The following is a 24,799-nucleotide window of genomic DNA, read 5'->3' on the forward strand; positions in this document are numbered from 1 at the left end:
TTACTTGTGATAAGGGTGCCCGGACAGCACTGTCCAGGCGCGATACAGCTGTTCACCGATCAAAATCCGCACCAGCGGGTGCGGCAAGGTCAAAGGCGACAGCGACCAACGCTGATCGGCCCGCGCACAGACTTCCGGCGCCAGCCCCTCGGGGCCGCCGACCATGAAATTCACCGTGCGCGAATCCAGCCGCCAGCGGTCCAGTTCGACCGCCAGTTGCTCGGTGCTCCAGGGCTTGCCGTGCACTTCGAGGGTGACAACGCGCTCGTTCGGGCCGACTTTGGCCAGCATGGCTTCGCCTTCCTGACGGATGAAGCGCGCCACATCAGCGTTCTTGCCACGGGTATTGAGCGGTATTTCCACCAATTCCAGCGCCAGCTCGGAAGGAAGACGCTTGGCATATTCATGCCAGCCTTCTTCCACCCATTTGGGCATGCGGGAACCGACGGCGATCAGACGCAGGCGCACAGCCGTTCCTTATTCCTGGTCTTTGTTGAGCTTGATGAAATGCTCGTGAGTGTTTTCCGGGCTGTGGTGAGCAGCGCTGCTGGCACGGCTCTGTTCGGCGCCCTGCCACAGACGTTCCAGGTCGTAGAACTGGCGGGCATTGGACGTCATCATGTGGACGATCACCTCGTCCATGTCCAGCAGTACCCAGTCGCTGTCGCCCTTGCCTTCTTCACCCAACGGCTTGACGCCCAGGGCCTTGACCGCTTCGCGAACCTTATCCAGCATCGCGCCGATCTGGCGGTTGGAAGTACCGGTGGCGATGATCATGTAGTCAGTGATGCTTTGCTTGTCACGGACATCGATGACCAGCACGTCCTGAGCCTTGACATCTTCCAGGGCGGCTACCGCCACATCAACCAGTGCCTGGCCTTTGAGGGGCTCGCCGCTGAGCACTTTTTCCGGCAGCGGGGCGCTCTTGAACGTGCCTTTGCGCTTTACTTTAGATACGTCTTTGTCAGTCATATAAAACTCGTTTTGCTCATATGTTCGGGCGCTTCAATACACGTTGATTCGTGCCTTGAAGCACTCCGTTTCAGTTCGACGCACGGTACAGACCGTGCGCATCGATATAGGCCAGGACCGCGTCGGGCACCAGGAAACGTACCGACTTACCGCTGGCCAGCAGTTGACGGATCTGGGTGGCGGATACCGCGAGCGGTGTCTGCCAGACGAATGCAATCTGTCCGCTCGGCCCTTTAAGGGCCAACGGGTCGCTCACCGAGCGCGCCGCCAACAGGTTGCGCAAGGCATCCGGCGGTTCGCTGTCGGCATCCGGGCGTTGCAGCACCAGGATGTGGCAATGCTGGAGCAACTCTTCCCAGCGGTGCCAAGTGGGCAGGCCGCAAAATGCGTCCCAGCCCAAAAGCAGAAAAACCTGGGTCTCAGCGGCCCACTCGGCGCGCATCAACTCCAGGGTATCAAGGGTGTAGGACGGCTTGTCGCGCTTGAGCTCGCGGTCGTCCACCACCAACGGTGCCACACCGGCCACCGCACACTCGACCATCGCCAGCCGATCCAGCGCCGACACCTGTGGCGTGTCCCGATGAGGCGGCCGTGCACTGGGCATCAGGCGCAACTCGTCGAGGGCCAGCGATTCGGCCACCTCCAGCGCACCACGCAAGTGGCCGATGTGCACCGGATCGAAGGTTCCACCCAGTACGCCAATGCGCCGGGGGACGATCACTGCGGCTGACGGGTCGAGATCGCCCAAGTCAGACCGGCTCCTGGCCGCGCAACTGGCCATCACCGACCACGATGTACTTCTCGCAGGTCAGGCCTTCAAGACCCACCGGTCCGCGGGCGTGCAGCTTATCAGTAGAAATGCCAATCTCGGCACCCAATCCGTATTCAAAGCCATCGGCGAAGCAGGTCGGGGTGTTGATCATCACCGAACTGGAATCGACTTCAGCCACAAAACGCCGGGCTTCGCCCTGGTGTTCGGTGACAATCGAGTCGGTGTGATGGGAGCCGTAATGGTTGATGTGTTCAATGGCCTGGTCCAGCCCGTCGACCACAAGGATCGAGAGAATCGGCGCCAGGTACTCGGTGTTCCAGTCTGCGTCGGTCGCGGCCACCGCGTCGATGATCGCCCGGGTCCGCTCGCAGCCACGCAGTTCGACGCCTTTTTCGCGGAACTGTTCAGCCATTGCCGGCAGGAATTCCCTGGCGACTGCTTGATCAACCAGCAGGGTTTCCATCGCGCCGCAGATGCCGTAACGGTAAGTCTTGGCGTTGAATGCAATGCGTTGGGCCTTCGCCAGCTCGGCGTGAGCACTGACATACACGTGGCAGATGCCGTCCAGGTGCTTGATGACCGGCACGCGGGCGTCGCGGCTGACCCGTTCGATCAGGCCCTTGCCGCCGCGCGGCACGATTACGTCGACGTACTCGGGCATGGTGATCAGCGCGCCCACGGCGGCACGGTCCGTCACTTCGACGACCTGCACCACGGCGGCCGGTAAACCGGCCTCGGCCAGACCGCGCTGAATGCACACGGCGATGGCACGGTTGGAATGAATCGCCTCGGAACCGCCACGCAGGATGGTCGCGTTGCCCGACTTCAGGCACAGGCTCGCGGCGTCGATGGTCACGTTCGGCCGCGACTCATAGATGATCCCCACCACCCCCAGCGGCACGCGCATCTTGCCGACCTGGATACCCGACGGCCGGTAACTCATGTCGCGGATCGCACCGACCGGGTCCGGCAGCGCCGCCACCTGACGCAAACCGACGATCATGCCGTCGATGCGTGCGGGGGTCAGAGCCAGACGTTCGAGCATGGCCGGCTCAAGACCATTGGCCCGGCCAGCGGCCAGGTCCAGTTCATTGGCGGCGGTCAACTCGGCGCGAGCAGCGTCCAGCGCATTGGCAGCAGCCTGCAGGGCGCGGTTTTTCTGCGCAGTGCTGGCACGGCCGATGACGCGGGAAGCTTCGCGGGCAGCGCGACCCAGGCGGGTCATGTAGTCAAGAACGGACTCAGTCATGGTCTCTGTGGTCTTGGCAAAGAGGAAAGCGGCAGATTATAGCTGTCGCGCTCTCCTACTAACAGCGGTGACGGGCGGATGGTCAAAATGGACCGCAAATAGTCGGGCTCTGCCGGCGTTCAGCCTCGATTAAGACTGGAGTTGTTATCATTCAGGTCTGTTTGGCCTCATGACGCTGATATCCCATGTCCATCCTGACCTCTGCGAAGCTGCCAAAAGCCCTGCCTGACCGCTTTTTCGACCGTGATGCCCTGCTCCTTGCCCGTGAACTGCTGGGTAAAGTGATCCGCCATCGAGTGGGTGACCTGTGGCTGTCGGCGCGAATCATCGAAACCGAAGCCTATTACTGCGAAGAGAAAGGCAGCCACGCCTCCCTCGGCTACACAGAAAAACGTAAGGCTTTGTTTCTGGATGGCGGCCACATCTATATGTATTACGCCCGTGGCGGTGATTCGCTGAATTTCAGCGCCCATGGGCCAGGTAACGCAGTGCTGATCAAATCGGCTTATCCATGGGTCGACGAGGTGTCCGGCCCGGCCAGCCTGGCGCAAATGCTGTTGAACAACCCCGATGCTGCCGGGCGCCCTCGCCCCTCGCAGAAACTCTGCGCTGGCCAGACATTGCTGTGCAAGGCACTGGGGCTCAAAGTCCCGACCTGGGACGCCAAACGCTTCGACCATGAAGTGCTGTTTGTCGAAGACGTTGGCACACCACCGCCCCATATCATCCAGACCACGCGCCTGGGCATTCCCCACGGACGTGACGAGCACCTGATGTACCGCTTCGTAGACAGTGCCTACGCGCCTTATTGCACGCGCAACCCTTTGCGCCGTGGCCAGGTCGAAGGGCGCGATTATTTTCTGCTGAACTGACTCTCCCTGACGTAAGGAAACACACTCCATGGGCCCATGGCTCGATAACCTGACCGGTTGGTTGACGGTCAACCCGCAATGGCTGGCAGCCGCAGTATTCATCGTGGCCTGCGTCGAATGCCTGGCCATCGCCGGGCTGATCGTACCGGGCACGGTGTTGTTATTTGCCGTCGCGGTACTGGCCGGCAGCGGCGCGCTGTCGCTGGGTGAAACCCTGCTTCTGGGCTTTCTGGGCGGTGTGCTCGGCGATGTGGTGTCGTACTTTCTCGGACGACACTTCCACCAGAACATCCGACGCCTGCCAGGCTTGCGCCACCACCCTGAATGGATCGGCAGCGCCGAGGCCTATTTCCAGCGCTACGGGATAGCCAGCCTGCTGGTCGGGCGCTTTATCGGGCCGTTGCGGCCAATGCTGCCGATGGTCGCCGGGATGTTCGACATGCCGTTCCCGCGTTTCTTTGCCGTGAGCCTGCTGGCCGGCGCCGGTTGGTCGGTGGCGTATCTGTTGCCGGGCTGGGCCACCGGCGCGGCCATCCGCCTGCCGTTGCCCGAAGGTTTCTGGCCGCAGGCAGGTGTCGTGGTCGGCAGCCTTGCCGTGTTGATCGGCTTGAGCATCAACAGCAGCCTGCGACAGCACCGCAAGGCCACGCTATTGATTGCCGGCCTGAGCCTGGCGATTCTGACCGGGCTGTTTATCGGTTATCCGCACTTGAACGCCCTTGACCAGGGCCTGATGACGCTAGTGCAGGAGCATCGCAGCCCGATGCTCGATGAAATCGCCGTAGGCGTGACCCAACTCGGCGAATTCCGGAACATGCTGGTGATCAGCACAGCGCTGACGATCCTGCTACTGGTCACGAAGCAATGGCGACACATGATCTTCGCGGGCAGCACGTTGCTGGTCACCGCGCTGGCGAACACAGCGACCAAGCACCTGTTCGCCCGGGTGCGCCCGGAAGTCTTGAGCGACCCACTGACCAGCTACAGCATGCCCAGCGGCCATGCCTCCGGTTCGTTTGCGTTGTTCCTGACCCTGGCGGTGCTTGCCGGCCGTGGCCAGCCACCGCGCATGCGCCTGACGTGGCTGCTGCTCGGCAGCTTGCCAGCCGCGGCCATTGCCCTGTCGCGAGTGTATCTGGGCGCCCACTGGCCAACCGATGTGCTGGCCGGGACCCTGCTCGCCGCCTGCGTGTGCGCCGCCAGCCTTTGGCTGAATCAGCGCCAGAGTCCGCTCACCGCGCTGCCACCCCGGGTCTGGTGGTGGATACTCCCGACACTGGGGGCATTGTTTACGCTGTTCGCACTACGGCACTTGCCCCATGCAATGTTGCGATACGCGTACTGACACCTCGCGGAGATGATCGTCAGGCGAACAACTCGCCCTGCAACTCATCGAGCAACGCCTGGATCGCATCCAGGCGTTGTTGCGGGTCATCCAGTTGCAGTAGATCAATCTTGTCCAGCTCGGAAAACGGCAACAGATACGCCAGCTGATTGGCCAGCGATTGCTGGCCGGTGGCTTCAGTGCCCATGTTCAGGGCTTCGACCATCGGGTGTTCGGCCAGGGCCTTGAGCAACGCGAGCAGGTCGGCGTCCTCTTCCTGCAAGGGTTGCTCGGGTTCGTCTTCAAGCCACTCGACATCGGCCACGGTCAACTGGTCGCGCTGCACTTCGGTGCGCAGCACGTTGAAGCGCCGCCCACCCTGGACACGAATGCCCAGCAGGCCGTTTTCCTGCTGTTTAAAATCGGTGATCAAGGCCTCGCAACCGACCAGCGCATAACCTTCGGGGGCGATGCCGACCTCGTCACCATCGAGAATGCACACCACGCCAAAGCCGGCCCCCTGCTTCATGCAGCGGCCAATCATGTCCAGGTAGCGCGCCTCGAAAATCTGCAAGTCGAGGGTGCAACCGGGAAACAGCACGGTGTTCAGCGGGAAAAGCGCCAGGCTCATAAAGGTTTCCTTAAACCACCATCGACACCGCCAACGGCAGGAACACCGCCGTGGCCACGCCCATCAAACTCATCGACAAGGCAGCAAACGCGCCGCACTCTTCACTTTCCTGCAACGCCACCGACGTGCCAACAGCGTGGGCCGTCATGCCCAGCGCCATGCCACGCGCCTCAGGACTATGGACACCCAGGCGGGTCAGAAGACTCGGTCCGAAGATCGCCCCGATCACCCCGGTGATCAACACAAACACTGCCGCCAACGCCGCCACGCCGCCGATCTGCTCGGAGACCAGCATGGCAATCGGCGAGGTCACCGACTTGGGTGCCATGGTCATCAGGATCATGTGTTCGGCGCCAAACCACCAACCCAGCAACACGCCCATGCCGGTGGCTACAACGCCACCTATCACCAGCGTAGTAAATATCGGCCAGAACAACTGCCGAATCCGTCGCAGATTGAGGTACAGCGGCACTGCCAGGGCGACCGTGGCCGGCCCCAACAATATGCTGAGGATTTCAGTGCTCTTGCGGTACTCGGCATAACTCAGGCCACAACCGACCAGCACGCCGATCACCAGCAGCATCGACACCAATACCGGTTGCAGGAAGATCCAGCGGGTTTTCTCGAACGCCGCCAGCACCAGTTGATACGCGCCTAAGGTAATGCCGATGCCGAACAACGGATGGTGGATCACCGCCGCCCAGGCGCCCTGCCAGTCAAACGTCATTGCACGTCCTCACGGCGAGCCTGGCGCTTGACCAGACGCTGCATCAGCACCCCGGCGAATGCCATGGACAGCACCAGCGACAGCACCAGCGCGCCGACGATGGCCCAGAAATCCGCAGCGATATCGGCGGCATACACCATCACGCCCACGGCCGGCGGCACCAACAGCAACGGCAGGTAACGCAACAAGCTGCTGGCCGCCTGACTCAGCGGCTCACCGACTTCACCGCGCACAATCAGGAAAACCAGCATCAGCAGCAGGCCGACAATCGGCCCCGGCAGCACCGGCAAACACAAGTGATTGATGGCCGTGCCAAGCAATTGAAACAGCACCAGCCAGGTCAGGCCGCGTAGCAACATCCGTCATCTCCAGCAGAACTCGGCCCTCACAAACGGGCCGGGCATTATAAGCACGACACGTGCTATGCGAGGGTATTCGCCAAAGGTATGGAGGCTTGACCGGAGCAAATCGCCATGATGATCTAAAGTGGTTGTTCGGAGGGGCATCCCCCCATCCAGAAAACTATAAAACCGATGAACCCAAGGAGAGTCTCAATGCCCTATGTTCCCGTAGCAGAGCTCAAAGATTATGTCGGCAAGGAACTCGGACGTTCCGAATGGCTCACCATCGATCAGGACCGCATCAACCTGTTCGCCGAAGCCACTGGTGATTATCAGTTCATCCACGTCGACCCGGTCAAAGCCGCACAGACCCCGTTTGGCGGCACCATTGCCCACGGCTTCCTGTCGCTGTCACTGATCCCCAAGCTGATGGAAGACATCCTGATCCTGCCACAAGGCCTGAAGATGGCGGTCAACTACGGCCTGGACAGCGTGCGTTTCATTCAACCGGTGAAGGTCGATTCCCGGGTCCGGCTCAAGGTCGACCTGGCCGAGGTCACCGAGAAGAAACCCGGCCAGTGGCTACTCAAGGCCACCGCCACCCTGGAAATCGAAGGTTCGGAAAAACCGGCGTACATCGCTGAACCATTGTCGCTGTGCTTCGTCTGAAGCACGCCTGACTGCGAAACGAACAGGCCGCATAAAAACGTAACGAGCGAAGGAAAGGCAAGGCGAAAAAAGGTGAGGACGCGCAGTTTACGTGTTGTAAATGAGCAGTCCGAACCTTTTTTCAACGCAGTATTTCTGAGCGTAGTAGTTTTTTATGGGGGCTGAGCTCACGCTGTTTCGCGCGTCTCTATATACAAGCCATCTTGCTGCGGCATACTCGGTCGCCTAATTGCCCGGATCCCGCTATGCGCTCACTTGTACCCCTTGCTCTGACCCTGTTGCTCACCGCGTGCGGTGATGGCGAATCGCTGTTGCCGCCTGACGCACGCCTGCCCGATGGCGGCCGTTATCGCGGCGATCTGGTCAATGGGCTGTTACAGGGCCAGGGTCGCATCGACTACCCGAACGGCAGTTGGTACGCCGGGCAGTTCGACAAGGGCCAGTGGCACGGCCAGGGTGAATGGCATGGCAGCAACGGCGAGGTCTATCGGGGGGAATTCCAGCAAGGGCTGTTCCATGGCCAGGGCACATTGACCACCACCGGCAGCAGCTACACCGGCGGCTTCAAGCTCGGGCGGCGTGACGGTGAAGGCACCCTTAAAGAAAACGCCATGACGTACCGTGGCGAGTTCAAGGCCGATCAATATTCAGGGCTTGGCCGTCTCGAACTTGAAGACGGCAGCCAGTATCAAGGCCAGTTCGCCCAGGGCAAACCCAACGGCGAAGGCCAGCGCAGTGATGGCAACGGCAATCAGTTCACCGGGCATTTTGTCGACGGTCAGCTGGAAGGCAACGGCACGTTCAACAGTGCTGACGGCGACATCTACGTCGGCGGCTTCAAACAGAACCAACTGAACGGCAAGGGCCGCTACGAGAACGCCGATGGCGACGTCTGGATCGGCCAGTTCAAGGACGGTGCGCTGAACGGCAAGGGCGAGTTGATCGGTGCCGACAGCAGCCATTACACCGGCCAATTCAGCGACTGGCGCTTTACCGGCCCCGGCCGCCTGAATCTGCCGGACGGCAGTTTCTACATCGGCCAGTTCGACAGCGACAGCTATCAGGGCCAGGGCACGCTGGTGCTCGTCGACGGCACAGTACAGAGCGGCTACTGGGCTAACGGCCAGCGCGTGCGCGATGCCGACGGCAGGTTGCTGCCCGACAGCCTTGAACTCGGGTTGCTGGCGCAGGGCCGCCTGGTCGAACAAGCCCTGGCCGCAGTGCCGGCCTCCACGCCAGCCGTCGAGTTGTACACCCTGACGTTGGGTGGCGATGGCAAGCAAAGCGTTTTCCTGCGCGAGTCCGATTACGTCAGCAACATGCTCGCCAGCCGTTTCGGCGCCCGTGGCCAGATCCGCCTGGTCAACCATCGCGACCATCTCGTCGACCGGCCGATGGCCACCCGCGAGAACCTGCGCCGCGCCGCCCTGACGCTGGCCGAACGCAGCGGTCCGGAAGACTTGCTGTTCATCTACCTGACCAGCCACGGCACCAGCGAGCATGAACTGGTGCTCGACCAGCCGCGCATGGAGCTGGCCGACCTGCCAGCCGATGAACTGGCCAGCGTCCTCGCGCCATTGAAGAATCGCGACAAGATCATCGTGATCTCGGCCTGTTACTCCGGCGGTTTCATTCCCGCACTCAAGGACGAACACACCCTGATCATGACGGCCTCGCGAGCCGACCGAGTGTCCTTTGGCTGTTCGGAAGAGGCTGATTTCACGTACTTCGGCGATGCGTTGTTCGCCCAGGCACTGAACCAGACCGACGACCTGCAACAGGCCTTCAACCAGGCCAAGGTCACCGTTGCCGAGCGCGAACTGGCAGACAGCTTCGAAGCCTCCGAGCCGCAGATCTGGGCACCGAAAACCGTCATTGCCCACTGGCAACTGCTGCGCAAACAGCAAGCGCAAAAGGCCCTGCAAAGTGCCGCGATTGCCAGCAAGGAAGCAAAGAGCAACTAAGCTGAAACAGTATCAAGGGGAAAATATTATGTACTTGACGCCTCAGCACATCCTGCTCGCCGGAGCGACCGGATTAACCGGTGAACACCTGCTCGACCGCCTGCTCAATGAACCCACCATCAGCCGCGTGCTGGCGCCTTCACGCCGTCCGTTAGCCGAACACCCGCACCTGGAAAACCCGGTCGGCGACCCCACCGTGTTTCTTCCACAACTCAGTGGCCGGGTCGATATCGCCTATTGCTGCCTGGGCACCACGATCAAACAGGCCGGCTCCGAACAGGCCTTCCGCGCGGTCGACCTGGACATGGTGGTGGCCTTCGCCAAACGCGCTCGCGAGATGGGTGCGCGGCACCTGATCGTGATCAGCGCCATTGGTGCCGACCCTAAATCCTCGGTGTTCTACAACCGCGTAAAAGGGGAAATGGAGCAAGCGCTCAAGGCTCAGGGCTGGCCGCAGCTGACCATTTGCCGCCCTTCCCTGTTACTCGGCGATCGCCTTGAACCTCGCCTGGCCGAGCAAGTGGTCGGGCCGCTGTCCAGACTGATTCCCGGCAAGTACCGCGGTATCGAAGCCTGCCAACTGGCCCGCGCCATGTGGCGCCTGGCGCTGGAAGAACAGGACGGCGTGCGGATTGTCGAGTCGGACGAGTTGCGCAAGTTAGGCAAGTAATTCTGCGGCGCTTGAATGGACGCCTTCGCGAGCAAGCCCGATTCAAAGCCGAACGCTACAACCCACCCGTCGCCTGGAACCCAACCCCCAACACCGTCAGCACTGACAACGGCAACAGCAATGTGTCGAGCAGTGCGCTGGCTGGCAGGTCTAGGCCAGGGTAACCCGGTGCCTCGGCGCCAAAGCGGTCCTTGGCGCAGCAACCACCGTCCAGTGCATACAGATCAAGACGCATGCCCGAATACACCACCGGCGCGCCCGGTTTGGCGGCATTGAGGGTGCGTGCCGTGGCGCACCCGCCCAGTTGCAGGGCGAGCGCCAGGCACAGCAATTTATTCATCACTGCTCAGGTGATGTTCACCCCAGCGCGGCAGCATGTCTTGCGGGATGTTGAGCAGGTTGAGAATCCGCGCCACCACAAAGTCCACCAGATCATCGATGGTCTGCGGCTGGTGATAGAACCCCGGTGAGGCCGGCAGAATCGTCACGCCCATGTTCGACAGCTTGAGCATGTTTTCCAGATGGATGCTTGAGTACGGCGCTTCACGCGGCACCAGAATCAACTGCCGCCGCTCTTTCAACGCGACGTCGGCGGCGCGTTCGATCAGGTTGTTGCAGGCGCCTGTGGCAATCGCCGACAAGGTCCCGGTGGAACACGGCACCACCACCATCGCAGCCGGCGAACCGGAGCCCGAAGCCACGGGCGACATCCAGTCTTCCTTGCCATACACACGAATCTGCCCAGCGGCAGCCCCGGTGTATTCGGTGAGGAAGGCCTGCATCATCTGGGTCTTGGGCGGCAGCGAAACGTCCGTCTCGGTGGCCATCACCAATTGCGCAGCCTTGGAAATCAGGAAGTGCACTTCGCGGTCTTCACGCACCAGACAGTCCAGCAGGCGCAAACCGTACTGGGCGCCGGATGCGCCGGTCATCGCCAGCGTGATGCGGTCCGGGCCGTTGTTCATTGCAGCGCCTCGGCCAGTTTGCCGTGCAGGCCGCCGAAGCCGCCATTGCTCATGATCACCACGTGAGTGCCGGGTTGGACCTGGCTTTTGACACGTTCGATGATGCCGTCCAGCGAATCGCTGACCACCGACGGCACTGTGCACAGCGCAGCGGTTGCAGCCAGATCCCAACCCAGATTGGCCGGTGCGTACCAGATCACCTGATCGGCATCGACCACACTTTCCGGCAAGCCGTCACGGTGTGCGCCGAGCTTCATCGAGTTGGAGCGCGGCTCGATGATCGCGATCAACGGCGCATCGCCGATGCGCTTGCGCAAGCCGTCGAGGGTGGTGGCAATGGCGGTCGGGTGGTGGGCGAAGTCATCATAAATGGTGATGCCGTTGACCTGCGCCACGACTTCCATCCGCCGCTTCACGCTTTTGAACGCGCTCAACGCGGCGATACCCATGGCCGGCACCACACCAACGTGGCGCGCCGCCGCCAATGTGGCCAAAGCGTTGGCCACGTTGTGCTGGCCAGTCATGTCCCACTCGACCACACCCTGGACAACGCCTTCGAACATCACTTCAAATCGCGAGCCGTCTTCACTGAGCAGCTTGACCTGCCACTGACCGCCGTTGCCGGTGGTTTGCACCGGGGTCCAGCAGCCCATTTCAATCACGCGCTGCAAGGCCGGTTCGGTGGTCGGATGGATCACCAGGCCTTCGCTCGGGATGGTCCGCACCAAATGGTGGAACTGCCGCTCGATGGCCGGCAAGTCGGGGAAGATGTCGGCGTGGTCGAACTCAAGGTTGTTGAGGATCGCGGTGCGCGGACGGTAGTGAACGAACTTCGAGCGCTTGTCGAAGAAGGCGCTGTCGTACTCATCGGCTTCGATCACGAAGAACGGGGTGTCGCCCAGACGCGCCGACACCGAGAAATTCTGCGGCACGCCACCGATCAGGAAACCCGGCGCCATGCCGGCGTGTTCCAGCACCCAGGCGAGCATGCTGCTGGTGGTGGTCTTGCCGTGAGTACCGGCAACTGCCAACACCCAGCGACCTTGCAGCACGTGGTCGGCCAGCCATTGCGGGCCGGAAACGTAAGGCAGGCCTTTGTTCAGCACGTACTCAACGGCCGGGTTACCACGGGACATGGCATTGCCGATCACCACCAGGTCGGGCGCAGGATCAAGCTGGGCGGGATCGTAACCTTGGGTCAACTCAATGCCCTGGGCCTGCAACTGAGTGCTCATCGGTGGATAAACGTTGGCGTCGGAGCCCGTCACGCGATGGCCCAGCTCTTTGGCCAGAACTGCCATCGAGCCCATGAAAGTGCCACAAATACCCAGAATATGAATGTGCATAGTCAACCTCTTAAACATCGAGGCAGGTTAGCGTAGGGTGGGAAAAATCGCACCTTGTGTTTCGGCCTTCCGGACGCCTTCGCGAGCAAGCCCGCTCCCACATTGGATCTTCAGTGAGTACACATTATGTGAACAACGCCGATCCCCTGTGGGAGCGGGCTTGCTCGCGAATGACCGCAACACGGTTCAACGGGCAATCCCATGCTTGCGCAGCTTTCTATAAAGGGTGTTGCGGCTGACGCCCAGTTGCTCGGCGGTATGGGTCATGTGCCAGCGCTGCTGCTCAAGTGCATTGAGCAATGCCAGGCGCTCGGCATCGTCCAGCGGATGCTCCGACACTTCATCCACAGGCGCCAAGGCCTGAACCGGCCGGCCCTGGCGAATCATCACCGGCAGATCCTCAACCCCGACTCGTCCGTCTTCACACAGCGCCGCCAGGGTTCGCAATACGTTGCGCAATTGCCGCACGTTGCCCGGCCAGGCGAAATCCAGCAGTGCCTGACGCGCCGTCGCCTCGATCATCACCGCCTCCCCGCCCGACTCTTCAGCCAGCAAAAAGTCCAGCAACTGGGATTTGTCGCTGCGCTCGCGCAACGCCGGCAAACCGATCTCCAGACCGTTGAGCCGGTAGTACAAGTCTTCGCGGAAACTGCCGTCCTGCACCCGGTCAAGCAAGTCACGGTGGGTGGCGCTGATGATCCGCACGTTGACCGCTTGCGGCTCACCGCCGATGGGCACTACCAGCCGATCCTCCAGCACCCTTAATAGCCGGGTTTGCAAGGCCAGCGGCATGTCGCCGATTTCGTCGAGGAACAACGTCCCGCCATCGGCCTGCTGCAACTTACCGCGCATGCCTTCCTTGCGGGCACCGGTGAAACTGCCGCCGCGATAACCGAACAGTTCGCTCTCGATCAGGCTTTCCGGAATCGCGGCGCAGTTGAGCGCAACAAACGCTTTGTCGGCCCGCTGGCTGGCCTGATGCACCGCTTTGGCAAAAGCCTCTTTGCCCGAACCGGTTTCGCCATTGATCAACAGCGGCACATCACGCTCGAAGACCCGCAAGGCTTTGCGAAAATCGTTCTGCAAGCCTTCATCGCCCAGGCAAATACCCAACAAGCGTGGGCGCTCGGCAATCACCTGTGCGTGCACCACCGGCGTCGGCACGCTGCGCGGCTGCCCGCGCAATAACGCAAACAAGACCCGCCCGTCGCGGGTGCGCAACGGCCAACTGGCGCTGGCATTCACGCTGGCCCGGCCGAGCAGTTCATCCAGCGAGCAATCGAAAAACGCCTCGACCGGTTTGCCCAGCAACCCGCCACGAATATGCCCCAGCAGGTTCAACGCGCTTTGGTTGACCGCACTGATCCGCCCTTCCCCGTCGAACGCCAGCAGCCCTTCGCTGAACAGCCCGACCGATTCGGCCTGCAAGTGAAAGCGCAACAGCCATTGGTTGTCGAAGTAGCGCAGGAAATAGCAGCTCTCGATCATCTTCGCCGAGAGGTTGACCAGCGCCATGGTGTGAAACTGGCTCTGGCGCGAGACATCGTGGCGCGCCGACGACACGTCGAGCACCGCCAGCAGCTCACCGTGCGGATCGAACACCGGGCTCGCCGAGCAGGTCAGCCCGGTGTGACGGCCGCGAAAATGTTCGTCCTGATGGATCGTCAGCGACTGACGCTCCACCAGGCAGGTGCCGATGCCGTTGGTGCCTTCACAGGCCTCGCTCCAGTCAGCGCCGAGCCAGAGGCCGGCACGCTCGAAGATCTTGCGTTCGGCCGGCGCGGTGACGCAGTTGAGGATCACGCCGCGAGCGTCGGTCAGCAGCACCGCATGACCGGCGCCGGAGAGTTGTTGATGCAGGCTGGTCATCTCATTGCCGGCAATGTGCAGCACTTGCTGCAAGCGCTCGCGGCTTTCCAGCACCCGACCGTGTTCAAGGACGGTCGGCGCCATGGTCAGGGTCGGGTCGAGGTGATAATCCTCAAGGCAGCGCAACCAGGAACGGGCGATGGACGGATCGCTGCCAGGTCCCTGAAGGCGGGATTTGCCTTGGGTCACGGTCAGCACTTGCTGGGCGTGGCGGCTTAAATGGGTGTTGTGCATTTCTTATTATTCTCCCCGAGAGCTGTGCTGGTCCCATCAAGGGCTGAACACATCTTGTGGCGAAGTAGCTTGCTCCCGTTCGAGTGCGAAGCGCTCGCCAAAAACCATAATCGGCGGACATCTTGGGGCTGCTTCGCAACCCAGCGCGAGCAAGCTCCCTCGCCACAGAACGCCCAGCATCCTCCAGCACCGAGCGCATTGCAATGCTGGCAAGACCGCCCGGTCACAGGCTGTGCCACAAGCGGTACAAAGTGTCACGGCGCGTGTATCGCATCCGTCACAGGGTACATTTTCAGTCACCGCAGAAAACCTATAACCCCTTGATTTAACTGACCTGCACAGCACTGGCCCGACCTTTGCTCTACGCTTATACAAGCGCTTACTGCGCGTACTCCCTTATAAGCACAAAAGCCAAGGAGACATTCATCATGCGTTACGCTCACCCCGGTACTGAAGGCGCTATCGTCTCGTTCAAGAGCAAATACGGTAACTACATCGGCGGCGAGTTCGTCGCGCCTGTCAAAGGTCAGTACTTCACCAATACCTCGCCAGTAAATGGCCAACCGATTGCCGAATTCCCACGCTCCACGGCCGAAGACATCGACAAAGCCCTGGACGCTGCCCACGCCGCTGCCGATGCCTGGGGCAGCACTTCTGCTCAGGCGCGCTCGCTGGTGCTGCTGAAAATCGCCGACCGCATCGAACAAAACCTGGAACTGCTGGCAATCACCGAGTCCTGGGACAACGGCAAAGCCGTACGTGAAACCCTCAACGCCGACATTCCGCTGGCCGCTGACCATTTCCGTTACTTCGCAGGCTGCATTCGCGCCCAGGAAGGCAGTGCCGCCGAAATCGATGGCAATACGGTTGCCTACCACATTCACGAACCGCTGGGCGTGGTCGGGCAGATCATCCCGTGGAACTTCCCGATCCTGATGGCCGCCTGGAAACTCGCCCCGGCCCTGGCCGCCGGTAACTGCGTGGTACTCAAGCCTGCCGAGCAAACCCCGCTGGGCATTACCGTGCTGATGGAGCTGATCGGCGACCTGCTGCCGCCCGGCGTGTTGAACGTGGTGCAAGGGTTCGGCAAAGAAGCCGGCGAAGCCCTGGCCACCAGCAAACGCATCGCCAAGATCGCCTTCACCGGCTCGACCCCGGTCGGCTCGCACATCATGAAATGCGCCGCCGAAAACATCATTCCGTCCACCGTGGAACTGGGCGGCAAGTCGCCGAACATCTTCTTCGCCGACATCATGCAGGCCGAACCGACCTTCATCGAAAAAGCCGCCGAAGGCCTGGTGCTGGCGTTCTTCAACCAGGGCGAAGTCTGCACCTGCCCATCGCGGGCCCTGGTGCAAGAGTCGATCTACGACGACTTCATGAAAGTGGTCATGAACAAAGTCCTGCAAATCAAGCGTGGCGACCCGCTGGACACCGACACCATGGTCGGCGCACAGGCGTCCGAGCAGCAATTCGACAAAATCCTTTCGTACCTGGAAATCGCCAAGGGCGAAGGCGCCGAACTGCTGACCGGCGGCAAGGTGGAAAAACTCGAAGGCAGCCTGGCGACCGGGTATTACATCCAGCCGACCCTGCTCAAGGGCACCAACAAAATGCGCGTGTTCCAGGAGGAAATCTTCGGCCCCGTGGTGAGCATCACCACCTTCAAGGACGAAGCCGAAGCCCTGGCCATTGCCAACGACACCGAGTTCGGCCTCGGAGCCGGCCTCTGGACCCGCGACATCAACCGCGCCTACCGCATGGGCCGGGCGATCAAGGCCGGTCGCGTGTGGACCAACTGCTACCACCTGTACCCGGCTCACGCCGCGTTCGGCGGGTACAAGAAGTCCGGCGTCGGCCGTGAAACCCACAAAATGATGCTTGATCATTATCAGCAGACTAAAAACCTGCTGGTGAGCTACGACATCAATCCGTTGGGCTTCTTCTAGAAACCGAGGGCGATACAGGTATTCCTGTGTCGCCCTTTCAACCGCTTTCGCGAGCAAGCCCGCTCCCACAGGGGGTTTGTGGTGAACCCACCTGCGTGGGCTGACGCAAGTCCACTGTGGGAGCGGGCTTGCTCGCGAAGGCGCCTTAACTGATACACCACACATTGCCTGGCCGCTCTGGCACGGGCTTTGCGTACCCGTGATTCAGGATTTTCGACACAACAGCCGCTGCGTGAACAGCATTCATCAACCCGACAACCACCCCCGAAAGTCCAACAGTTCAAACAATAAAAAAGACAGAGAGGACTTATGACTACAACAACCACGCTCAAACCCACACTCGGCACCCTGCACCTGTGGGGCATTGCCGTCGGCCTGGTGATCTCCGGCGAGTACTTCGGCTGGAGTTACGGCTGGGGCACCGCAGGCACCCTGGGTTTTCTCGTCACCGCGTTGATGGTGGCGACGATGTACACCTGCTTCATCTTCAGTTTCACCGAGTTGACCACCGCCATTCCCCACGCAGGTGGGCCTTTTGCCTACAGCCGTCGGGCCTTTGGCGAGAAAGGCGGACTGATCGCAGGGATCGCCACGTTGATCGAGTTCGTCTTCGCGCCACCGGCCATCGCCATGGCCATCGGCGCCTACCTCAACGTGCAATACCCGGAACTGGACCCGAAAATCGCTGCGGTCGGTGCCTATTTTGTGTTCATGGGCCTGAACATCCTCGGTGTCAGCATTGCCGCGACCTTCGAACTGGTGGTGACCGTGCTGGCAGTGGCCGAGTTGCTGGTGTTCATGGGTGTGGTTGCGCCGGGCTTCAGCTTCAGCAACTTCGTGCTTAACGGTTGGTCCGGCGCCAATGAGTTCACGATTGCCTCGATCCCCGGCATCTTTGCTGCCATTCCGTTCGCCATCTGGTTCTTCCTCGCCATTGAAGGCGCGGCCATGGCCGCCGAAGAAGCCAAGGACCCGAAACGCACCATTCCACGGGCCTATGTCAGCGGCATCCTGACCTTGGTGTTCCTGGCGATTGGCGTGATGGTCATGGCCGGTGGCGTGGGCGACTGGCGTCAACTGGCAAACATCAACGACCCGCTGCCACAGGCGATGAAAGCCGTGGTCGGCAATAACTCCAGCTGGATGCACATGCTGGTGTGGATCGGTCTGTTCGGCCTGGTGGCAAGCTTCCACGGGATCATTCTTGGCTACTCACGGCAGTTCTTCGCCCTCGCCCGCGCCGGTTACCTGCCCCGTGGCCTGGCCAAACTGTCGCGCTTCCAGACCCCGCACCGGGCGATCCTGGCGGGCGGCGTGATCGGCATCGCGGCGATCTACAGCGACGGCCTGGTCAACCTGCAAGGCATGACCCTGACCGCGGCGATGATCACCATGTCGGTGTTCGGTGCCATCGTGATGTACATCATCAGCATGCTCAGCCTGTTCAAGCTGCGCAAAACCGAGCCACTGCTGGAACGCACCTTCCGCGCGCCGGGGTATCCGATCGTGCCGGGCATTGCGCTGTTCCTGGCGGTGGTCTGCCTGGTGGCGATGGCCTGGTTCAACACCCTGATCGGGCTGATCTTCCTCGGCTTCATGGCGGCAGGCTTCATCTACTTCCAACTGACTGCCAAACAGCGTTCCGACGCACCGGCGGACGCTATGCTCACAGGTATCTGAGTGCACCGGTGCCGGGCAAATCACCCGGTGCCGGCCTTATTGAAGTGCACGCCAATCCAATGTGGGAGCGGGCTTGCTCGCGAAAGCGGACTGTCAGTCGACATCAGAGGTGAATGTTAGTCCGTCTTCGCGAGCAAGCCCGCTCCCACAGGGGGTCAGCGGTGTATTTAAGTCACTTATAGAACCAGGAGGACACCGCCCATGGCTGCATTTTCCCATACCGTCGGCGCCCAGACCTACCGTTTCGACGACCTCAAGGACGTCATGGCCAAGGCCAGCCCGGCACGTTCCGGGGATTTCCTGGCCGGGGTCGCGGCGCTGAACGACGGCGAGCGGGTTGCCGCGCAAATGGCGCTGGCTGACATCCCGCTCAAACATTTCCTGCAAGAAGTGCTGATTCCGTACGAATCCGACGAAGTCACCCGGCTGATCATCGACACCCACGACGCCAGAGCCTTTGCGACCGTCAGCCACCTCACCGTCGGCGGCTTTCGCGACTGGTTGCTCAGCGATGCCGCCGACGAGCAGAGCCTGCGGGCGCTGGCCCCCGGCCTGACCCCGGAAATGGCCGCCGCCGTGTCGAAAATCATGCGCGTGCAGGACCTGGTGCTGGTGGCCCAGAAAATCCGCGTGGTGACAAAATTTCGCGGCACCCTCGGCCTGCGCGGTCGCCTGTCGACACGCCTGCAACCCAACCACCCCACCGACGAGCCGGCCGGCATCGCCGCGAGCATTCTCGACGGCCTGCTCTACGGCAACGGCGACGCGATGATCGGCATCAACCCGGCCACCGACAGCATCGCCTCGATCTGCGCCATGCTGGACATGCTCGATGCGGTGATCCAGCGCTACGAAATCCCGACACAGGCCTGCGTGCTGACCCACGTCACCACCTCCATTGAAGCAATCAACCGTGGCGTGCCGCTGGACCTGGTGTTCCAGTCCATCGCCGGTACCGAAGCCGCCAACGCCAGTTTCGGCATCAGCCTGAGCGTACTCAAAGAAGGCTACGAGGCCGGCCTGAGCCTCAATCGCGGCACGCTGGGGCAAAACCTAATGTATTTCGAAACCGGCCAGGGCAGCGCCCTGTCGGCCAACGCCCACTTCGGCATCGACCAGCAAACCTGTGAGACCCGCGCTTACGCCGTGGCGCGGCACTTCAAGCCGTTTCTGGTGAACACCGTGGTCGGCTTCATCGGTCCGGAATACCTCTACAACGGCAAACAGATCATCCGCGCCGGGCTCGAAGACCATTTCTGCGGCAAATTGCTCGGCGTGCCCATGGGCTGCGACATCTGTTACACCAACCACGCCGAGGCCGACCAGGACGACATGGACACCCTGCTGACGCTGCTGGGCGTGGCCGGAATCAACTTCATCATGGGCATCCCTGGCTCCGACGACATCATGCTCAACTACCAGACCACCTCGTTCCACGACGCGCTCTACGCCCGCCAGACCCTGGGCCTGAAACCGGCACCGGAGTTCGAGCAATGGCTGGCCAAAATGGGCATCTTCACCCAAGGTGACGGCAAGGTGCACTTCGGCAACAACCTGCCACCGGCCTTCCGTCAGGCCCTGGCGCAACTGGGATGAGTGATCTGCTGATGGATAAACCACCCCTCGACCCGCAAAACCCTTGGCTGGAACTGCGCAAGCTGACCCCGGCGCGCATTGCGCTGGGCCGCACCGGCACCAGCCTGCCAACCGGCGCACAGCTGGATTTTCAGTACGCCCACGCCCAGGCCCGCGATGCGGTGCACCTGCCATTCGATCACGTCGGGCTGAACGCTCAACTGGCCGAACGCGGGCGTGCCAGCCTGCTGTTGCACAGCGCGGCCACTGATCGCCACAGCTACCTGCAACGCCCGGACCTGGGGCGCAAGCTGAGCGATGCCTCGGCGCAAACGCTGCGTGAATACGCCCATGCCCATCCCGGCGGGGTCGATCTGGCGGTGGTGGTGGCCGATGGCCTGTCGGCGCTGGCCGTTCATCGACACACCTTGCCGTTCCTGGCGCGCATGGAAGAACAAACCGAAGCCGAAGGCTGGTCGCTGTCACCCGTGATTCTGGTAGAACAGGGCCGGGTCGCGGTGGCGGACGAAATCGGTGAGCTGCTGGGCGCCAAAATGGTGGTAATCCTGATCGGCGAACGCCCTGGACTCAGCTCTCCAGACAGCCTCGGTTTGTATTTCACCTATAATCCAAAGGTCGGCCTGACGGACGCCTATCGCAACTGCATCTCCAACGTGCGGCTCGAAGGGCTGAGCTACGGCATGGCCGCGCACCGCTTGCTGTACTTGATGCGCGAGGCCTGTCGGCGGCAGTTGTCCGGGGTCAACTTGAAGGATGAAGCGCAAATTCAGACACTGGAGACAGATACTGGAGGCGATATGAAGGGCAATTTCCTGCTAAGTCCGCCGGATGCCTGAGCCGTTACCTGATTGCGCATTGGCTACGCTTTGGGGCAGCATCGACGAACGGCTGCCCGAGTAATGGACCCATTGCCGTCATACCCACTGGAAGTTGAGGCCTAGCATGCGGATTACTCAAGCAACCCTCGAGCACCTGGATCTGTTGACGCCATTGTTCGTTAAATACCGCGAATTTTATGGCGCGCTGCCCTACCCCGACTCGTCCCGGGCCTTTCTGGAAAAGCGCCTGCGACGCAAGGAATCTGTGATCTATCTGGCCTTGCCCGATGACGACGACAATAAACTGCTGGGCTTTTGCCAGCTGTACCCAAGCTTTTCGTCGTTGTCGCTCAAACGCGTGTGGATCCTCAACGACATCTATGTCGCCGAAGACGCCCGCCGGCAACTGGTCGCCGACAACCTGATGCGCACCGCAAAAAAAATGGCCAAGGAAACCCAGGCCGTTCGCATGCGCGTGTCCACCAGCGTCGACAACGAGGTGGCGCGCAAAACCTACGAATCCATCGGTTTTCGCGAAGACACCGAGTTCAAGAACTACATCTTGCCGATCAGCAACGAGTTGTAAGGCGCCTCCCAGCGAGATGGGCTTCTGCGGCGAGGGGGGTTGCCCCCCGCTGGAAGGCTGCGCGCCTCAAAACCCTGAGCGCACGACCTGTCGCGCGAAATCCGCCAATGGGTCTACAGTCCTTCGAGGACAAACAGGGCAAGCGCCGAAGCGTTCCCCTCGACATCCCCCGCTACAAACTCGACACGCTTTTCACCTCCTGGTCCGTATAATGCCGATCTTTTCGGACCGTAAGAAAACCTACACCTGCGTGTAGCCTTCTACTCTGACGTCATCGCACAGGCCTGCCGAGCCAGGCCATCACCACAGGTGCCAAGCATGGATTTCAACCCGATCGACCTGATTCTGCATCTCGACGTCTACCTCGACATGCTGGTAACCAATTACGGGCCGTGGATCTACGCGATCCTGTTCCTGGTGATCTTTTGTGAAACCGGGTTGGTGGTCATGCCGTTCCTGCCGGGTGACTCGCTGTTGTTCATCGCCGGCGCAGTCGCCGCGGGCGGCGGCATGGACCCTGTGCTGCTGGGCGGTTTGCTGATGCTCGCGGCGATTCTGGGCGATAGCACCAACTACGTGGTGGGACGAACGGCCGGCGAGAAGTTGTTCAGCAACCCGAACTCGAAGATCTTCCGCCGCGATTACCTGCAACAAACCCATGATTTCTACGACAAACATGGTGGCAAGACCGTGACTCTGGCGCGCTTCCTGCCCATCATCCGGACCTTTGCGCCTTTCGTCGCCGGCGTGGCAAAAATGCCTTACGCACGCTTCTTTGGCTTCAGTGTCTTCGGCACCATCCTGTGGGTCGGCGGCCTGGTGACCCTGGGCTACTTCTTCGGCAACGTGCCGTTCATCAAGAAAAACCTGTCGCTGCTGGTGATAGGCATCATCCTGCTGTCGTTGGTACCGATGATCATTGGTGTAGTCCGCAACCGACTGGCCAACGCGAGCTCCAAAGCCGAATCGCGCTGATCGACCATGTGGCCCCTGAAGGCCTGGCGGCGCCGTCGCACACTGGCCAGGCACCCTGTCGCCGATGACACCTGGCAGCGGGTGCGCCAGCAACTGAGCTTCCTCGACGGCCTGACGGACGCCGAGGAGCAGTGGCTGCGCGAAACCGCCGTGCTCTTCCTGCAAGACAAACACCTGACCTGCCTGCCCGGCGTTGAACTGCACCAGGAGCAACGCCTGTTGCTGGCCGCGCAAGCCCAATTGCCACTGCTGCACCTGGGCGATCTGAACTGGTATCAGGGTTTTCACGAAATCGTGCTCTACCCCGACGACTTTCTCAGCCCGCAGCGCCATCGCGATGCCAGCGGTGTCGAGCATGAATGGGACGGCGAGCACAGCGGCGAAGCCTGGCAACAGGGGCCGATCATCCTCGCATGGCCCGGCGTGATGGCCAGTGGTGGCTGGGAAGGCTACAACCTGGTGATCCACGAACTGGCGCACAAACTCGACATGCTCAACGGCGACGCCAATGGCTTGCCACCGTTGCACAGCGACATGCGCGTCAGTGACTGGGCACACGTGATGCAACAGGCCTACGACGACCTGAACCGGCAGTTGGACCACAACCCGGACGCCGAAACAGCAATTGACCCTTACGCCGCGGAAAACCCGGCGGAATTCTTCGCCGTGACCAGTGAATACTTCTTCAGCGCCCCGGATTTGCTGCACGACACTTATCCACAGGTCTACCGGCAACTGACGCTGTTTTACCGTCAGGACCCACTGAGTCGCCTGCGGCAACTGCAAGCCGAACACCCGGCTTATCGCGAACACGACTAAGGTCTGTACGACCCTTGGTACGTGGCATCGACGGCAGAATATGCCTATAATCGCCGCCACTTTTTGGTCAATCCGGCCAAGTCATTTGGCCAACTTACGGGGGCACCGCCCAATGAGCTACAGCAAGATTCCGGCTGGCAAAGACCTGCCGAACGACATCTACGTCGCGATCGAGATTCCGGCCAACCACGCGCCGATCAAATACGAAATCGACAAAGACAGCGATTGCCTGTTCGTTGACCGTTTCATGGCCACCCCAATGTTCTACCCGGCCAACTACGGCTTCATCCCCAACACCCTGGCCGACGACGGCGACCCGCTGGACGTGCTGGTTGTAACCCCTTACCCGGTTGCTCCAGGTTCGGTTATCCGCGCCCGTCCGGTCGGCATCCTGAACATGACCGACGACGGCGGCGGCGATGCCAAAGTCATCGCAGTCCCACACGACAAGCTGTCCCAGCTGTACGTGGACGTGAAGGAATACACCGACCTGCCACCGCTGCTGATTCAGCAGATCGAGCACTTCTTCGCGAACTACAAAGACCTCGAAAAAGGCAAATGGGTGAAGATTGAAGGCTGGGCCGGTGCAGAAGCCGCTCGCGCCGAGATCATGAAGTCGGTTGCTGCCTATAAAGGCTGAGCTGCAAGCTTTTAGCTGCACGCTTCAAGAAACCCCGGTTTGACCGGGGTTTTTTTATGTCTGGGCAACATCAATAAACACATTGTTTATTGAGCAATCCGTAAAACGTTTATCCGCGTTTAAATACCCTCGCAACTGCCTCCGCCCATCACAAAAACTTCCCGCGAAAATTGAACCAGTTGTTTATTTAAACGCCCGGCACTCGTCAGTAGACTCCGTGCTCATGAAAAAGAAAAAGACATGCGGCCCGCGCTTCAGGGCGTTGCTCAAAGAGGTGGGCATCAAACCTTCGGAATTTGCCACGTTCTGCAACGTCGATCCGCAGCACGTCAACAACTGGTATCACCGCGGTGTGCCGGATTACCGAATGGAAGAAATTGCCGGGTTATTGTCGGTCACCAGCAAATGGCTGAGTACCGGCGAAGGCCCGAAGCACACAAGCCCGTTGTACGCCCTGAACTACCCGGGCCAAGTGTTTGAAGCCGCGGAAGTCAAAGGCATCTACACCGTCGACCTGCATTCGGCCGATGTCGAGCTCCCGTTGTACAAGGAAACCCCGATCAACCCGGGAGCCACCCAGACCCACGTGATCGAAGTCCCCGGCCAATCCATTCGCCTGCCGCGACGGCACATGGAAAGCCTGGAAGTCGATCCCAACCAGGCCATCTGCGTACCAATGATCGGCAACAGCATGTCGGAGAAAATCGACGACGGCTCGATCATCGCCCTCGACCGCAGCCTGACCCAGGTCGTCGACGGCGAGATCTACGCCCTGGAACACGACGGCATGCTGCGCGTGAAGTACCTGCACCGCATGCCCGGCAACGCCCTGCGCCTGCGCAGCCACAACAGCGCCGAATACCCCGACGAACTGTTCAGCGCCGAACAGATCCAGCGTCAGAACATCCAGATTCTGGGCTGGGTCTTCTGGTGGTCCACCCTCAACAAACGCCGACCGCCAGTGCCGTTCAACTGAGACCACAACGCTCTACTCTGCACTTCCCACTGGGCATTCCCGTGAAAAATCAGTATGCTGCGCCCCACATTGGCATCAACCCGCCCAGCGCCGGTCAGATCGCCCCGACAAGGCAGATGACTTTCTCGCCAAGTCCCACAGCCGGACGCAAGATC

At 61.0% G+C, this 24,799-nt stretch carries 25 protein-coding genes; 14 read left to right on the forward strand and 11 right to left on the reverse strand.

Annotation, left to right across the window (positions count from 1 at the left end):
• The 4 genes from rlmH to AC1Z1G_RS23665 all read right to left on the reverse strand — a co-directional run bounded on the left by rlmH (position 1) and on the right by AC1Z1G_RS23665 (position 2,993).
• A complete protein-coding gene (rlmH, locus tag AC1Z1G_RS23650; protein ID WP_007937439.1) occupies positions 1 to 468 on the reverse strand; it encodes a 23S rRNA (pseudouridine(1915)-N(3))-methyltransferase RlmH in 468 nt (155 codons plus the stop codon).
• 9 nt (positions 469 to 477) lie between these two features.
• Positions 478 to 972: a ribosome silencing factor gene (gene rsfS / locus AC1Z1G_RS23655; protein ID WP_347902206.1), complete on the reverse strand. Its 495-nt coding sequence runs from the start codon at positions 970 to 972 to the stop codon at positions 478 to 480.
• A 70-nt stretch (positions 973 to 1,042) separates the two neighbouring features.
• The gene (gene nadD, locus AC1Z1G_RS23660) at positions 1,043 to 1,753 is read right to left on the reverse strand and encodes a nicotinate-nucleotide adenylyltransferase (protein ID WP_483622704.1); all 711 of its coding nucleotides are present in this window, start codon (positions 1,751 to 1,753) and stop codon (positions 1,043 to 1,045) included.
• Positions 1,722 to 2,993 (reverse strand): glutamate-5-semialdehyde dehydrogenase, encoded by a 1,272-nt coding sequence (locus AC1Z1G_RS23665; RefSeq protein WP_483622705.1) that lies wholly within the window; start codon positions 2,991 to 2,993, stop codon positions 1,722 to 1,724. Before AC1Z1G_RS23665 ends, nadD begins: the two co-directional genes overlap by 32 nt.
• Positions 2,994 to 3,178: 185 nt before the next feature.
• Here AC1Z1G_RS23665 and AC1Z1G_RS23670 point away from each other — a divergent pair, with 185 nt between their 5' ends.
• Positions 3,179 to 3,865 (forward strand): DNA-3-methyladenine glycosylase, encoded by a 687-nt coding sequence (locus tag AC1Z1G_RS23670; RefSeq protein ID WP_483622707.1) that lies wholly within the window; start codon positions 3,179 to 3,181, stop codon positions 3,863 to 3,865.
• 28 nt (positions 3,866 to 3,893) lie between these two features.
• Positions 3,894 to 5,210 (forward strand): bifunctional DedA family/phosphatase PAP2 family protein, encoded by a 1,317-nt coding sequence (locus tag AC1Z1G_RS23675; protein ID WP_483622708.1) that lies wholly within the window; start codon positions 3,894 to 3,896, stop codon positions 5,208 to 5,210.
• Between the two features lie 19 nt (positions 5,211 to 5,229).
• On the opposite strand, the gene AC1Z1G_RS23680 is transcribed toward AC1Z1G_RS23675, so the two are convergent.
• Genes AC1Z1G_RS23680 through AC1Z1G_RS23690 form a run of 3 tightly spaced genes read right to left on the reverse strand, consistent with a single transcriptional unit; the run spans position 5,230 to position 6,906 of the window.
• Entirely contained in the window at positions 5,230 to 5,820 is a 591-nt protein-coding gene (locus AC1Z1G_RS23680) for an LON peptidase substrate-binding domain-containing protein (protein WP_483622709.1), read from the reverse strand.
• 10 nt (positions 5,821 to 5,830) lie between these two features.
• The gene (locus AC1Z1G_RS23685) at positions 5,831 to 6,547 is read right to left on the reverse strand and encodes an LrgB family protein (protein ID WP_483622711.1); all 717 of its coding nucleotides are present in this window, start codon (positions 6,545 to 6,547) and stop codon (positions 5,831 to 5,833) included.
• On the reverse strand, positions 6,544 to 6,906 hold the full coding sequence (locus AC1Z1G_RS23690) for a CidA/LrgA family protein (protein WP_483622713.1): 363 nt from the start codon (positions 6,904 to 6,906) through the stop codon (positions 6,544 to 6,546). The genes AC1Z1G_RS23685 and AC1Z1G_RS23690 overlap by 4 nt, the downstream gene beginning before the upstream one ends.
• Before the next feature lie 195 nt (positions 6,907 to 7,101).
• On the opposite strand from AC1Z1G_RS23690, the gene AC1Z1G_RS23695 reads away from it, so the two are divergent.
• From AC1Z1G_RS23695 to AC1Z1G_RS23705, 3 genes are all read left to right on the forward strand, one after another.
• A complete protein-coding gene (locus AC1Z1G_RS23695; protein WP_483622715.1) occupies positions 7,102 to 7,557 on the forward strand; it encodes a MaoC family dehydratase in 456 nt (151 codons plus the stop codon).
• A 245-nt stretch (positions 7,558 to 7,802) separates the two neighbouring features.
• Positions 7,803 to 9,521: a C13 family peptidase gene (locus AC1Z1G_RS23700; RefSeq protein WP_483622717.1), complete on the forward strand. Its 1,719-nt coding sequence runs from the start codon at positions 7,803 to 7,805 to the stop codon at positions 9,519 to 9,521.
• A gap of 28 nt (positions 9,522 to 9,549) precedes the next feature.
• A complete protein-coding gene (locus tag AC1Z1G_RS23705) occupies positions 9,550 to 10,191 on the forward strand; it encodes an oxidoreductase (protein WP_483622719.1) in 642 nt (213 codons plus the stop codon).
• Between the two features lie 55 nt (positions 10,192 to 10,246).
• Here the strand turns inward: AC1Z1G_RS23705 and AC1Z1G_RS23710 are convergent, their stop codons facing one another.
• The 4 genes from AC1Z1G_RS23710 to AC1Z1G_RS23725 form a co-directional block, all read right to left on the reverse strand.
• Positions 10,247 to 10,531: a YceK/YidQ family lipoprotein gene (locus AC1Z1G_RS23710; RefSeq protein ID WP_483622721.1), complete on the reverse strand. Its 285-nt coding sequence runs from the start codon at positions 10,529 to 10,531 to the stop codon at positions 10,247 to 10,249.
• Positions 10,524 to 11,156, reverse strand: a complete 633-nt coding sequence (gene ubiX, locus AC1Z1G_RS23715; protein WP_483622723.1) for a flavin prenyltransferase UbiX — start codon at positions 11,154 to 11,156, stop codon at positions 10,524 to 10,526. Before ubiX ends, AC1Z1G_RS23710 begins: the two co-directional genes overlap by 8 nt.
• Complete coding sequence (mpl, locus tag AC1Z1G_RS23720; RefSeq protein ID WP_483622725.1) at positions 11,153 to 12,502, reverse strand: UDP-N-acetylmuramate:L-alanyl-gamma-D-glutamyl-meso-diaminopimelate ligase; 1,350 nt, start codon at positions 12,500 to 12,502, stop codon at positions 11,153 to 11,155. The genes ubiX and mpl overlap by 4 nt, the downstream gene beginning before the upstream one ends.
• A 186-nt stretch (positions 12,503 to 12,688) precedes the next feature.
• Positions 12,689 to 14,605 (reverse strand): sigma-54-dependent Fis family transcriptional regulator, encoded by a 1,917-nt coding sequence (locus tag AC1Z1G_RS23725; protein WP_483622727.1) that lies wholly within the window; start codon positions 14,603 to 14,605, stop codon positions 12,689 to 12,691.
• Between the two features lie 428 nt (positions 14,606 to 15,033).
• On the opposite strand from AC1Z1G_RS23725, the gene exaC reads away from it, so the two are divergent.
• The 9 genes from exaC to AC1Z1G_RS23770 all read left to right on the forward strand — a co-directional run bounded on the left by exaC (position 15,034) and on the right by AC1Z1G_RS23770 (position 24,644).
• Positions 15,034 to 16,554: an acetaldehyde dehydrogenase ExaC gene (gene exaC / locus AC1Z1G_RS23730; RefSeq protein ID WP_483622729.1), complete on the forward strand. Its 1,521-nt coding sequence runs from the start codon at positions 15,034 to 15,036 to the stop codon at positions 16,552 to 16,554.
• 309 nt (positions 16,555 to 16,863) lie between these two features.
• Positions 16,864 to 18,234, forward strand: a complete 1,371-nt coding sequence (gene eat, locus AC1Z1G_RS23735; protein ID WP_483622731.1) for an ethanolamine permease — start codon at positions 16,864 to 16,866, stop codon at positions 18,232 to 18,234.
• A gap of 201 nt (positions 18,235 to 18,435) precedes the next feature.
• Complete coding sequence (locus tag AC1Z1G_RS23740; protein WP_483622732.1) at positions 18,436 to 19,830, forward strand: ethanolamine ammonia-lyase subunit EutB; 1,395 nt, start codon at positions 18,436 to 18,438, stop codon at positions 19,828 to 19,830.
• Positions 19,831 to 19,841: 11 nt separating this feature from the next.
• The gene (gene eutC / locus AC1Z1G_RS23745) at positions 19,842 to 20,666 is read left to right on the forward strand and encodes an ethanolamine ammonia-lyase subunit EutC (RefSeq protein WP_483622734.1); all 825 of its coding nucleotides are present in this window, start codon (positions 19,842 to 19,844) and stop codon (positions 20,664 to 20,666) included.
• A 106-nt stretch (positions 20,667 to 20,772) separates the two neighbouring features.
• Positions 20,773 to 21,234 carry a GNAT family N-acetyltransferase gene (locus AC1Z1G_RS23750; protein ID WP_483622735.1) on the forward strand — a complete coding sequence of 154 codons (462 nt, stop codon included), beginning with the start codon at positions 20,773 to 20,775 and terminating at the stop codon, positions 21,232 to 21,234.
• A 318-nt stretch (positions 21,235 to 21,552) separates the two neighbouring features.
• Positions 21,553 to 22,209 carry a DedA family protein gene (locus AC1Z1G_RS23755; protein WP_483622737.1) on the forward strand — a complete coding sequence of 219 codons (657 nt, stop codon included), beginning with the start codon at positions 21,553 to 21,555 and terminating at the stop codon, positions 22,207 to 22,209.
• Positions 22,210 to 22,215: 6 nt separating this feature from the next.
• The gene (locus AC1Z1G_RS23760; RefSeq protein ID WP_483622739.1) at positions 22,216 to 23,028 is read left to right on the forward strand and encodes a M90 family metallopeptidase; all 813 of its coding nucleotides are present in this window, start codon (positions 22,216 to 22,218) and stop codon (positions 23,026 to 23,028) included.
• Positions 23,029 to 23,140: 112 nt separating this feature from the next.
• The gene (ppa, locus tag AC1Z1G_RS23765; RefSeq protein ID WP_347902228.1) at positions 23,141 to 23,668 is read left to right on the forward strand and encodes an inorganic diphosphatase; all 528 of its coding nucleotides are present in this window, start codon (positions 23,141 to 23,143) and stop codon (positions 23,666 to 23,668) included.
• A gap of 223 nt (positions 23,669 to 23,891) precedes the next feature.
• The gene (locus AC1Z1G_RS23770) at positions 23,892 to 24,644 is read left to right on the forward strand and encodes a S24 family peptidase (protein WP_483622741.1); all 753 of its coding nucleotides are present in this window, start codon (positions 23,892 to 23,894) and stop codon (positions 24,642 to 24,644) included.
• Positions 24,645 to 24,799: the final 155 nt, after the last annotated feature.

The organism is Pseudomonas sp. JL27(2026) (assembly GCF_056933555.1).